At 43.1% G+C, this 12,297-nt stretch carries 11 protein-coding genes and 1 pseudogene; 9 read left to right on the forward strand and 3 right to left on the reverse strand.

Going from position 1 to position 12,297, the window contains the following annotated elements:
• Positions 1 to 228: 228 nt before the first annotated feature.
• Together rho and trxA are read right to left on the reverse strand one after the other, a co-directional pair.
• The gene (gene rho, locus BLQ60_RS07530; RefSeq protein WP_092618254.1) at positions 229 to 1,491 is read right to left on the reverse strand and encodes a transcription termination factor Rho; all 1,263 of its coding nucleotides are present in this window, start codon (positions 1,489 to 1,491) and stop codon (positions 229 to 231) included.
• 466 nt (positions 1,492 to 1,957) lie between these two features.
• The gene (trxA, locus tag BLQ60_RS07535) at positions 1,958 to 2,284 is read right to left on the reverse strand and encodes a thioredoxin (protein WP_092618257.1); all 327 of its coding nucleotides are present in this window, start codon (positions 2,282 to 2,284) and stop codon (positions 1,958 to 1,960) included.
• A gap of 137 nt (positions 2,285 to 2,421) precedes the next feature.
• Between trxA and BLQ60_RS14190 the strand changes: the two genes are divergently transcribed.
• From BLQ60_RS14190 to BLQ60_RS07560, 6 genes are all read left to right on the forward strand, one after another.
• A complete protein-coding gene (locus BLQ60_RS14190) occupies positions 2,422 to 2,550 on the forward strand; it encodes a hypothetical protein (RefSeq protein ID WP_280137875.1) in 129 nt (42 codons plus the stop codon).
• A gap of 34 nt (positions 2,551 to 2,584) precedes the next feature.
• Positions 2,585 to 4,099: an exopolyphosphatase gene (ppx, locus tag BLQ60_RS07540; protein ID WP_092618260.1), complete on the forward strand. Its 1,515-nt coding sequence runs from the start codon at positions 2,585 to 2,587 to the stop codon at positions 4,097 to 4,099.
• A gap of 92 nt (positions 4,100 to 4,191) precedes the next feature.
• Positions 4,192 to 5,013 (forward strand): acetyl-CoA carboxylase carboxyltransferase subunit alpha, encoded by an 822-nt coding sequence (locus tag BLQ60_RS07545; protein ID WP_244515987.1) that lies wholly within the window; start codon positions 4,192 to 4,194, stop codon positions 5,011 to 5,013.
• The gene (gene tilS / locus BLQ60_RS07550; protein ID WP_092618266.1) at positions 4,953 to 6,383 is read left to right on the forward strand and encodes a tRNA lysidine(34) synthetase TilS; all 1,431 of its coding nucleotides are present in this window, start codon (positions 4,953 to 4,955) and stop codon (positions 6,381 to 6,383) included. Before BLQ60_RS07545 ends, tilS begins: the two co-directional genes overlap by 61 nt.
• Positions 6,384 to 6,420: 37 nt before the next feature.
• Positions 6,421 to 7,248 carry a pyrroline-5-carboxylate reductase gene (gene proC / locus BLQ60_RS07555; RefSeq protein WP_092618269.1) on the forward strand — a complete coding sequence of 276 codons (828 nt, stop codon included), beginning with the start codon at positions 6,421 to 6,423 and terminating at the stop codon, positions 7,246 to 7,248.
• 99 nt (positions 7,249 to 7,347) lie between these two features.
• A complete protein-coding gene (locus BLQ60_RS07560; RefSeq protein ID WP_092618722.1) occupies positions 7,348 to 7,875 on the forward strand; it encodes a YggT family protein in 528 nt (175 codons plus the stop codon).
• Positions 7,876 to 7,977: 102 nt separating this feature from the next.
• On the opposite strand, the gene BLQ60_RS07565 is transcribed toward BLQ60_RS07560, so the two are convergent.
• A complete protein-coding gene (locus BLQ60_RS07565) occupies positions 7,978 to 9,273 on the reverse strand; it encodes an OprD family outer membrane porin (RefSeq protein ID WP_092618272.1) in 1,296 nt (431 codons plus the stop codon).
• Between the two features lie 220 nt (positions 9,274 to 9,493).
• On the opposite strand from BLQ60_RS07565, the pseudogene BLQ60_RS07570 reads away from it, so the two are divergent.
• The 3 genes and pseudogenes from BLQ60_RS07570 (at position 9,494) to BLQ60_RS07580 (ending at position 12,178) form a co-directional block, all read left to right on the forward strand.
• Positions 9,494 to 10,294 (forward strand): annotated as a pseudogene (locus BLQ60_RS07570) (crotonase/enoyl-CoA hydratase family protein).
• Positions 10,295 to 10,378: 84 nt separating this feature from the next.
• The gene (locus BLQ60_RS07575) at positions 10,379 to 11,275 is read left to right on the forward strand and encodes an alpha/beta hydrolase family protein (RefSeq protein WP_092618275.1); all 897 of its coding nucleotides are present in this window, start codon (positions 10,379 to 10,381) and stop codon (positions 11,273 to 11,275) included.
• A gap of 345 nt (positions 11,276 to 11,620) precedes the next feature.
• On the forward strand, positions 11,621 to 12,178 hold the full coding sequence (locus tag BLQ60_RS07580; RefSeq protein WP_092618278.1) for a TetR/AcrR family transcriptional regulator: 558 nt from the start codon (positions 11,621 to 11,623) through the stop codon (positions 12,176 to 12,178).
• Positions 12,179 to 12,297 lie beyond the last annotated feature (119 nt).

A 12,297-nucleotide genomic window follows, 5' to 3' on the forward strand; every position in this document is an offset into this window, starting at 1 on the left:
ATTTTGCAATTGTAACTGATATTTTTTGGTTCTGCTTCTTTATAAGTATATGAAAATATTTGATTATATTTTGTTTTGATGAAAGGGTGGAAAAAGTTAAAAAATTAAATTTTTGAGTGTAAAAAAGTGTAATGTTTGTCAACCAAAAGTAAATTGTATAAAAAAGCGCCAAATTTAATGAAAATTTGGCGCTTTTAGAGTGTAATCTTTTTGCGATTTTTGCAAAAATTATTGTTTACGTTTCATCTGATCGAAGAAATCATCATTGGTTTTGGCTTCTTTCATACGGTCAAGTAAGAATTCCATCGCTGCAAGTTCATCCATTGGGTGAAGCAATTTACGCAGAATCCAAACCTTACGCAATTTATCTTCATCCATCAGGCGCTCTTCACGACGTGTACCTGATTTTTTGATGTTCATCGCAGGGAAGACACGCTTTTCAGCGATACGACGATCCAGCGTAACTTCTTGGTTACCTGTACCTTTGAATTCTTCGTAGATCACATCATCCATCTTACTGCCTGTTTCGATCAATGCAGTTGAGATAATGGTCAGTGAACCACCTTCCTCGATATTCCGTGCGGCACCGAAGAAACGTTTTGGACGCTCTAAAGCATGCGCATCGACACCACCCGTCAAGACTTTACCAGATGATGGAATCACCGTGTTGTAAGCACGAGCCAGACGTGTGATCGAATCGAGCAAGATCACCACATCTTTTTTGTGTTCAACCAGTCGTTTGGCTTTTTCGATAACCATTTCAGCGACTTGCACATGGCGAGCAGGGGATTCATCAAAAGTCGATGCGACCACTTCACCACGTACTGTACGCTCCATTTCCGTCACTTCCTCAGGGCGTTCATCGATCAGGAGAACGATGAGGAAGCATTCTGGGTTATTACGTACGATCGACTGAGCGATGTTTTGTAGGAGAATGGTTTTACCTGCTTTGGGCGGTGCGACGATGATCGAACGCTGACCTTTACCGATTGGGGCAATTAAATCAACCACACGTGCAGTTAAATCTTCCGTTGTACCATTACCCAGTTCCATCACCAATTGTTCGGTTGGGAAAAGTGGGGTTAAGTTTTCAAAAAGAATTTTATTACGAGAATTTTCTGGGGTGTCAAAGTTGATTTGATTGACTTTTAATAGGGCAAAATAGCGTTCGCTTTCTTTTGGCGGGCGAATCGTGCCTGTAATAGTGTCGCCTGTGCGTAAGTTGAAGCGTCGAATTTGTGATGGGCTAACATAGATGTCATCAGGACCGGCAAGATAAGAGCCTGCTGCTGAGCGTAAAAAGCCAAAGCCATCCGACAAAATCTCTAAAACACCATCACCAAAAATTTCTTCACCATTCATGGCATGGCGTTTCAATATGGCGAAGATAATATCTTGCTTACGGTTACGAGCCATACCTTCAAGGCCCATAAATTCAGCAATTTTGATCAATTCGCCGATCGGTTTTTTCTTGAGTTCAGTTAAATTCATACGAGGATATTCAGTGCTTTTGGCTAAGATAAAAAATAAAAGCGGGGATGATAAGTTCGCACGTCGCTTTGCATCGATGCGGTATCGTCAGAATAGCTGATACGTGCATTGAAGCATTCAAAATAATTATTGAGGCTATAAAGCTGATTTGATAAGCCGAGCGGCGATCTTATTGTTCATTAAAACCTGACGAAAAGTCGGTGTTTAATTGATAGGAGACTATAAGAGAGTCTATATGCTTTGTCAATGAGAAATCACATGGAATCAAGACTTTTCTCAGTATGCTTATCTGGTGTGCTAGTCAGGTATTTTTACCCAGAGATATCTAGATGAGCCAAGTCTAATTGAATCATTATGGAAATGTTTCAATATAGATAACAACCAGCGTAACAGCTGATAAAGCAACAAGAACACCGAAGTGTCCTTGTTTGCATCACTTGTACGGCATGTGTACAGCGATTTTAGCTTAGATGTTGCTGTTGATGAATTCAACCAATTTTGATTTTGGTGCAGCACCAACTTGTTGTGCAACCACTTCACCATTTTTGAAGATCAATAGTGCAGGAATATTACGGATGTTGTATTTCACTGCAGTGTCTTCTGCTGTGGTGACATCAACTTTTGCAATTTTCAATTTGCCATCATATTCGCCAGCCAAGTCTTCAAGCATTGGTGCGATCGCTTTACATGGTGCACACCAAGCCGCCCAGAAATCTACAAGTACAGGGGTGTCACTGTCTAAAACATCTGATTTGAATTGCTCATCAGATGTATTAATAATTTTGTCTGACATGGATGGCTCCAGTTTTTCATAGGTGTTGAAATCAAGTACAGCGAAGTTTTGATCGCTGTGTACTTGGCATAGATGAATTATGGCGTCATTCTACTTTTTTTCAAGTTTTTGCATGGATTCGCTCATAGATAGTTTGAATGCTGAGCATCGTAAAAGACAATGTTGCTGGGCAAAGTCGTTATATCGTTGCGCAATGCGTCAAATTTCAAGCGATTGCGCTGAATTTTTCAGCATTTATTCTTCCCAAAAATTGCGCAGTCGATTAGGCTATGGGGTGAGATATCGGGATCTTTTTTGAGAATGTCAGATTTTTTGATTGATGATGAATTGCTTGCTGCAATTGATATGGGGTCAAATAGTTTTCACTTGGCGATTGCACGTGTTGATCATGGTGAAGTGAAAAAAGTTGCATCAATGTCAGAGAAAGTGCAACTTGCAGCAGGACTAGATGAGAATAATTATTTAAGTGAAGCGGCGCAGCAGCGTGGCTTGGCGTGTTTATCTCGTTTCGTTGGACGCTTGAGCGCAGTGCCTCGCAATCGTATGCGGATCGTTGCCACCAATGCACTGCGTCAGGCTGAGAACGGCGACGAATTTATGCAAAAGGCAGCAGAAATACTGCCGAAACCAATCGAGATCATCGCAGGTCGTGAAGAAGCCAGACTGATTTATCTCGGTGTGTCGCATACCATGGCAAATGGTGGGCGTCGTTTGGTGATCGATATTGGCGGTGGATCGACCGAGTTTATCATTGGTGAAAAATTTGAACCGCTGAATACGGAATCCTTACAAATGGGCTGTGTGGCATATACCAAAGCCTATTTCCCAGATGGTGATATTACGCAAAAAGCCTTTGACAAAGCCGTTGTGGCAGCACGTAAAGAGCTCAGTGCGATCGCCAATACTTATATGCAAACGGGTTGGGACACTGTAGTGGGCTCGAGTGGCACCATCAAAGCCTGTCGCCAAGTCATGGTGAATATGAATCTGAGCGATGAGCAAGATAACGTCACCATCGAAGGTTTGCATAAGCTCAAAGAGAAGTTATTAAAATTTGATCATGTGTCTAAAATCGATTTTGATGGTTTAAGAGATGATCGACGTCAGGTTTTGCCAGCGGGCTTGGCGATTTTGTATGCAGTGTTTGATGTCTTTAAACTAGAAAAATTGGCATTTTCTGACGGTGCATTACGTGAAGGCGTGATGTATGACTTGCTCGGACGTTTTCGCCATGAAGACATTCGGGATCGTAGTGTGCAAGCGATGATGGGGCGCTACGGTGCTGATCAAAAGCAAGCCGAACGTGTGGTCGAAACCGCACAACAGCTCTTTGACCAGTCTGCAAAAATACTTGACCTGTCTGTCGAAGATGGTGATCTCCTGCGCCGTGCAGCCTATTTGCATGAGATTGGCTTGGCGATAAGTCATGGTGGCTATCATCGTCATGGTGCGTATTTGTTACAGCATTCTGATATTCCTGGTTTTTCACAAATTGATCAAAATCATTTGTCGCATTTGGTTGCGCATCATCGCCGTAAATTGCGCCAAGATGCCTTACATGATGTGAAAAAGGTCGGTTCGATGCATCTGGTGTACTTGTGTTTGCTACTGCGCTTGGCAGTTTTGCTCAACCATAGTCGCAGTGATGCCGATTTGCCAGCCTTTCATTTAACGGTGAAAAATGAGCATACTTGGCAATTGACCATTTCTGGTGATGTGAAACAATGGCCTTTATTGATTGCAGAATTGCAAGATGAGCAAGTGCAGTTTAAACACTGGCAAGTTGATCTTGAAATAGACTCAGCACTCGACTAAGGCGAATAGACGAGCTGAAACGGACATTGTTCGGCTGGTGCATTGGTTGACTGCGCAAAATGACAGCGTTGAATGATAGAGTAGGACGTAGCATGAATACAAAGGCAAAAATCTCCCCAACGTGGCAAACCGTCAAAATCGCACGCCATGCAGAACGTCCACAATTTTTGGACTATGCCAGCGAGATCTTTACCGACTTTGATACTTTGCACGGTGACCGTGTGTTTGGTGATGATGGTGCCTTAGTGGGTGGGCTTGCACGTTTTTATGGTCAACCTGTGATTGTGGTTGGACAGCACCGTGGTCGCAGTACCCGTGAACGTATTCAGCATAACTTTGGGATGTGTAATCCTGAAGGCTATCGCAAATCACAGCGTCTGTTTGAGATGGCTGAGCGTTTTAATCTACCTGTGTTCACCTTTATTGATACCATGGGCGCATACCCAGGTGTTGGTGCTGAGGAGCGTGGTCAAGCCGAAGCGATTGCCAAGAATATTGCACAGTTATCTGCTTTGAAAGTGCCTGTGATTGCCACAATTTTGGGTGAAGGTGGTTCTGGCGGTGCGCTGGCGATTGGTGTTGCCGATCATGTGATGATGTTGTCTCACAGTATTTATTCAGTGATTTCACCTGAGGGTTGTGCCTCGATTCTGTGGAAAACTGCAGAGAAAGCCGAGCAAGCCAGTCAAGCCTTAGCACTGACGGCAGATCGTTTGCAAAAGATTGGTATTGTCGAAACCGTGATTGATGAAGGCGAAGGTGCGCACTTAAATCCAATTAAAGTGATGCACGCCCTGCAAGAACAATTGAAAATTCAACTTGACCGCTTATTAGCCATGGATGCGGATGAACGATGCGAAGCACGTTACCAGCGATTGATGAAGTTTGGCAGCAACAATCTCGTCAACGCATAATCCAAAAAATCGAGCAACTTCCCAAGACTAGTCTAGTTTATCTCGCATGTAGCGGCGGCATGGATTCCATGTTGCTGCTTTTTCTGTTTGCGGGGCTAATTCCTGTGCGTTTGCGTGTGATTCACATTGATCACCAACTGCAAAGTGAGAGTGCAAAATGGTCAGCGTTGGTCGCCAAATATTGCCAGCAACTTGCAATTCCTTGCACGATGATTCAAGTTAATGTGCAAGCAGGCAATGTCGAAGCAGAGGCACGCAAGGCACGTTATCATGCCTTTGAAAGAGTTTTAAGTGCTGACGATATATTAATTCTTGGACATCACCAGCAGGATCAAGCTGAAACCTTGCTGATGCGTTTGTTTCAAGGTGCTGGCGTGCGTGGTTTGTCAGCGATGCGAGAATGGCAAAAACGACGCATTAAAGACGTAAATTCATCTGATTTTAAAAATTATTTTATCTGGCGACCATTTTTAAATCTTAGTAAAGCACAGATTCAACAATGGGCTTCGCAATATGCCTTTGACTATGTGGATGACCCGATGAATCATGATGATGATTTTGAGCGGGTGTGGCACAGGCAACAGCTTTTACCGATGCTTGCACAGCGCATTCCTCATGTGCAAGACAGTTTGTCCAGAACGGCAGTGTTGATGCAAGATGCTGATCAGATTTTACAAGAGGTCTTGGTGCAGGATGTGGGGCAGTGCGTTGATCCATTTGGGCGTCTAAATATCACGTATTTAAATCGACTTTCATTGCCACGTCAGCGACAATTATTATCGCATTGGATGCAAGGTGAGGCGCATTATCGTCCGCCTTTGGCGATGGTTGAGCGCTTGCACACAGAGGTGATTGATGCACGACAAGATGCCAATAGCCGATTGCATTGGTCTGCGACTTATTTTATGCGTTATGAATATCTGCTCTATCGATATTCAGAGGCACAATGGCAAGCCATTCAACAGCCGATCACAGCCAGCGAAATTCATTTGAAATTAAAAGATGTGATCAGCGTGGCGGGTCAGTGTTTTCAAATTGATGATGTAGGTACTGAAGAATACGGTTTGCATGCGGATATATTGGCGCAATCGTTGCAGTTGATGCCACGTCAAGGCGGTGAAAAAATTCGACTGTCTGGGCAAAAAGAACATCGATTATTGAAGAAAATGTTACAAGAAGCCAAAATTGCCCCGTGGTTGCGTAATCAAATTCAAATATTGATGTACCATAATACGCCGTTGGGTGTGTTTACCCCCTTAGGATTTTGGTTGGCAGACAGTGCGTTTGTCGAAGCGGGTGGCTGGTTGCCGATGCGTGTGGATGAATGTGTCTGCAAAACATCGCAGGTCATGTCGCAGTCGATCATTTAAGTATTGATTTTAAATTTAAAAAATAGGTGAGGAAGTAATGGATCAGAATATTACATTTATTGGTGGTGGTAATATGGCGCAGGCGTTGATCAGTGGCATGATCGCTCGTGGCTTGCCTGCAACACGCATTACCGTGTCTGATCCTGTGCCTGAAATCCAAGAATTACTGAAACAACAAGACATTAATGTCACGGATAATAATGCCGAAGCGATTGCTGATGCGGATGTGGTGGTGATTGCGGTGAAGCCACAAATATTGGCACAGGTGCTGAGTCCACTGGCAGAAAAACTCACGAATCAACTGGTGATTTCTATTGTGGCTGGTGCACCGATTCAACTGTATAAATCTTTGCTTGGCGGTTATGATCGCATCGTTCGTGTTATGCCAAATACCCCAGCTTTGGTGCAAAGTGGTGCGCATGGCTTGTATGCACCCGATTATATTAGTCAGGCAGATCGTGATGTGGCTGCGCAAGTGATGGCTACGACGGGATTGACCATTTGGGTGGATAGTGAGAAAAAAATTGATGCGGTGACAGCGGTATCGGGTTCTGGTCCTGCCTATTTCTTTTATCTGATGGAAGCGATGATTCAAGCAGGGAAAAATCTCGGTTTGGATGAGCAAACCGCATCGGCATTGACCTTGCAAACGGCGCTCGGTGCGGCGCAAATGGCGATTACCAGTGCCAACACGCCAGCGCAATTACGTCGTAATGTCACTTCACCGAATGGCACCACACAAGCTGCGATAGAGACCTTTGATCAATATCAAGTCAGTCAACATATCCAAGCGGCACTGGCTGCAGCGGAAAAACGCAGTGCGTCATTGGCGGTAGAGCTTGCAGAAAAGCTCAATACCAAATAAATTAGATCGATTTTTTAATATTTTGAGAGAATAACTTTGACGCTATTGCTTAACGTCTTACTCAATGTAGTGATTTTACTGGTGTTTTTGCGTTTTTTGATGCAACTCGCTGGGATTAACTTTTTTAATCCTGTGGTGCAATCGACAGTCAAAGCCACGCAATTTGTCGATGTATTAAACCGATCTTTACCGAAACCTGGTAAGGGACGGATTAATCTTGCAGCGATGATTTTGCTGGTGATTTTGTATTTGGTCAAAGTGTCTGTGCTCAGTCATATGGGCGCAGGCATCACTATTTTTGAAGTGCATTATAAAACCCTTGCCTCGGGTGCAGACAGTCTTTTGCTTGGCACCTTGATGGCGGTGACCGATGGTGTGGTGACGTTTTGTCGTTATTTGATCTTTGCGGCGATCATCATGAGTTGGGTGACTTTATTCACGCAAAAAAGTGGTCCATTTACTGAAGCAATTCAAGAGTTAGCTGAACCGCTTTTTGCGCCGTTTCGTAAGATTATGCCAAATATGGGGATGATTGATTTATCTCCTTTATTGGCGATTTTGGCGTTGATTATTATTGATATTGTGATGACCAATGTGTCTTACGCGGTGATTGGCGGTTATCACTAATTTCTAGTTTTTCATCGTATTCGTTTTTCACCCCATTCAAATAAAAAAACCGATGCAGATGCATCGGTTTTTTTTGTCTAGATCAGACCATTGTGCGTGGACTTAGAACAAGTTCACTGGAATGTCTAAGAATAAACGCCATTCGTTGGTATCGCCAATATACGCCGCTGCATAGTAATCATCTGCACGGTAGTATGAGTGACGAACACGTAAGCTGGCATTTTTGGCAAAACCAGATTGTACCGTGTATTTCACTTGGTTAAAGAATTCACGTTCTTCAGAACCATCATTGGTCAGATTGCCTGCATTATCAGTCGCTTTGATGTCCCAACCATAGACAAATGCTGTCGTCCAATTTAGACCTTTTAAGCCGATGTTTGAGAAATCATAGTTATATTGCAATTGTACTGATTTTTCATCATTACCGATGAAGTCAGACAAGTAGGAGTTTGGCAAGTAAACGGTTTGACCGCCATCAGCAACACCACGACCAAGATTGTAGTCATAACCTGTGTTACCAGAGTTTTGCTGGTACGCCACCATCACATTGTGTGGACCTGTGTTGTACGCAGCGGATACTGCCCAGATCGAGTTTTGATAGTCATCATCAGCACTACCTAGAGAAGAATATAGACTTGAATTTGCGTCTTTATCCCAATTGGTGTGATAGCCACTGAAATCAAAAGTCCATGTACCGTTTGCAACAGGGTGACTATAGTTCGCATTGAGATAATGACGTTCTAAACGATCTTCATTATCCACGCCATAATATGCAAATTTAGTTTGGTCGTTCAGCTTGTACTTTGCACCCCAAACAATTGCACTGTCTAATTTATTTTCATCTGTAGAAATTTGATCAGAGAATTGGTTCTTGGTGAATTTACCTGCGACCAATTCTAAGTTTTTGATTTCACGGCTGTTGACCAATGTCCCTGTGAAATATTCAGGCACCATACGTGCGGTGTTGCTCGCAAGCACAGGAAGGTCAAGCACTTGTGTACCATAGCGTACTTCGGTATTTGAAATACGTGCTTTGACACTTGCACCACCACGCGCCCAATGATCATACGGTTCGCCTTGATCATTACGTGGCACCATGTTGTTGCCCGAATTGTTGTTTTCAGTCAATCCAACAGAAAAATCACCAACTGCACCGACACCAAAACCAACAATACCTTTGGTGTAGCCTGACTCAAGGTTAACAATCGCAGATTCGACCGCAGAGCTGGTATCGTCTCGACCTTCTTTTTTATCACGGTGGATATAACCAGTACGGAATAGGATTGAGCCATCCGCATCTTCAACAAAGCCTTTAGACTCAGATTGTTCGCTAGCGAAAGCGCTGCTGATCATTGCAGATTGAATGAGGAGCAACAGGGCAATTTTTTTCGGTTGCATCTGGTGAAGCCTTAAAAATACAAAGAGGCGGATTGTACTACATATTTATAATAAAAAATAAACTGATTCATTCCTATTGGTTATAAATTTAGCAGTTTTTTGACTAAAGTATAATGTTTTGTAACATCTGCGAGCGACAATAAATCATAAGAATCATTTGACAGTTGTTAAACGATCGTTTAAAAATATAGTTGTCAATTTAAAATATTGGAAAAGTACAATGAGTGCAGAACAAAATCATCAAGGCAAAGTCAGCCGTGAAATTATCCATGATCATATTTTATTGCTCGGACTTGACCGTGCAGAGAAATATAATGCCTTTGATAGCCATTTGATTCATGCCTTAGCCGATGAGTTAACCGCCTATGAAGCGGATGATAATTTGCGCTGTGTAGTGATTTTTGCACATGGTAAGCATTTCACTGCTGGGCTTGACCTGATGGAGCTACAGCCAAAACTCAAAGATGGCGTATTCCAGTTTGATGATCAAACCATTAACCCGTGGGGCATCAAAGGTAAACAACGTACTAAGCCGATGGTCGTTGCGGTGCATGGTTATTGCTATACCGCAGGGATTGAGTTGATGCTGAATGCCGATGTGGTCATTGCCAGTGAGCAGACTGAATTTGCACAAATGTAAGTACAGCGTGGCATCATGCCATTTGGCGGGGCGACGGTGCGCTTTGTACAGGCTGCAGGTTGGCAAAAAGCCATGCCGTATTTACTCACAGGGAAAAAGTTCGACAGTCAAACCGCACTCGATCTCAATCTGATTTCTGAAATTGCCAAAGATGGAACGCAACTTGAACGTGCGATCGAGATGGCACAAGAGATCAGCGCTGCTGCACCACTCGCGGTCAAAGCCTTAATTGCCGCAGCGACCGAAGCCCAATTGCATGGACAGCAATATGCCTTTGATCGGATGAATAGCTATTTACCTGCTTTGTTTGCCTCGCAAGATGCGATGGAAGGGGTAATGGCTATGATGCAAAAACGTCCACCAAAGTTTCAGGGGAAGTAAATAGTTGCTTTCAGTTTTTTTATTTTCAATTTGAATGATTTGAAATTTTGGTCAAAACCATTTCCTTTACCTAAGAGAAATACGATGAATGCGCAAACACAATTCTCCCTACAAGCGGTTGATCAGCAATCGTTAACTTTCCATGCCTTAGATAATTATGCGTTATCGGGTGTTCGCTATCGTCCAAAATCGCAGATTATTGCCAACATGATCATCGCCAATGCGACAGGTGTACCACAGGCGTTTTATCGTCGTTTTGCGCTGTATATGGCAGAGAGAGGTTTTCAAGTCTTTACTTTTGATTATCGTGGTATTGCGCAGTCTGCACCGAAGTCGCTGAAAGGCTTTGAGATGGATTATCTCGACTGGGGACAATTGGACTTGTCAGGTGTGATTAATCAGGTAGCCAAAGACGCTGCAAAAGATGGCATCAAGACGTTTCTCATCGGGCATTCATATGGTGGGCAGGCGCTTGGCTTGGTGAATAATTCACAGAAACTCACGGCGTGTATGACTTTTGGCAGTGGTGTCGGCTGGAAAGGCTATATGCCAAAAGTTGAAGCCTTTAAAGTGTCGATCATTTGGAATGTGGTTTTTCCTGCGATGGCGCTACGCTATGGCTATGTGCCGTGGAGCAAGCTGAAGATGGGCGCAGATTTGCCCTTAGGCGTGTATCAACAATGGAAGCAGTGGTGCAAATATCCAAACTACTTCTTTGATGATCCTGATATGCAATATCTGCATGCGCAATATGCCAAAGTCACCACGCCGATCATCGCTGTGACTTCGACCGATGATGAATGGGCGATGCCGATCTCACGTGATGCCTTGCATGTGCATTATAAAAATGCGCAGGTCACGAATAATGATCTTACTCCGCAACAATTTGGCTTAAAGCAGATTGGACATATGGGCTATTTTCGTCAAGGCGCTGAGCAGATTTGGGATCATGTGATTGGTCAGTTTCAGCAGTATTTGTAATTCGACAGTATCTTGTTAAAAGAATACTTAACCTGAGTTCTATAAAATTAGTACTTTATGGTATTGAAAATAAAATATTTTCGGCAAGTTCTTAAGGTGTGTGCTTATATGTTGGGATTAACCTTCGGTTGGACTTACTTTTCTTTCGGGAAAAGTAAGCAAAACCATTTTGTCAGTCGCAAACTCGGTCAAATATCAAAATTTATCCAATACCTTGAAAAACGTCATTTTGCTAATGTTGTTCTGACCTCGAACAATGCGACTGACGTTCGCACGTAGCATAAAGTTTTTACTCATCTTATGCCGAACTGAACTTAAATTGAAAGCACTTAGGATAGGAAAATCATGCGTCCAAATAAACTGAGTCGTAGCGAAATCATCAGTCACTGTGCCAAGCTGTTTAAACAACATGGTTATGCAGGCACCAGTATGCAGATGTTGGCACAGTCTTGTGGACTGACGAAGGGTGCATTTTATTATTACTACAATAATAAAGAACAGTTGTTGATGGATATTTTGCAAGAGATTCATCAGCAGTTGATTGGCTATTTAAATCCGATTGCCAATGATCAAAACCTGAGTGTTGCAGAGCGCTTCGCCACCATGCACAGCAAAGCGGTGCAATATTTTTCTATTGGTGAAGTGGGTTGTTTGATGGCGATTATTTCGATTGAGTCTTTACACACGTTGCCTGAAGCTAAGCCGTTGATTCGTGGTTTTTTTCAAGATTGGGAAAATGCGATGTATCCGCTATTTGCGGAAAAGTATGATGAGGCGGAAGCACGACGACTTGCCAAGCAGAGTGTAGCGGACTATGAGGGCGCAATTTTGATGTATCGCTTTACCGAAGATACTTTTTATATCGAGCAGGTGGAAAGGCGGATAAGAACTGTTATTGGGTGAGTAGGTTTTGCGCTTTAATCTTGAATATTTGTTTGGGGGCATAGGGCGTTAAGTATATTACAAAGATACCTACAGGATCAGATTTGAGCTCATACAATCAAATGTACTGACTCTAATCT

This window comes from Acinetobacter marinus (genome assembly GCF_900096915.1).
GTDB classification, from domain to species: domain Bacteria; phylum Pseudomonadota; class Gammaproteobacteria; order Pseudomonadales; family Moraxellaceae; genus Acinetobacter; species Acinetobacter marinus.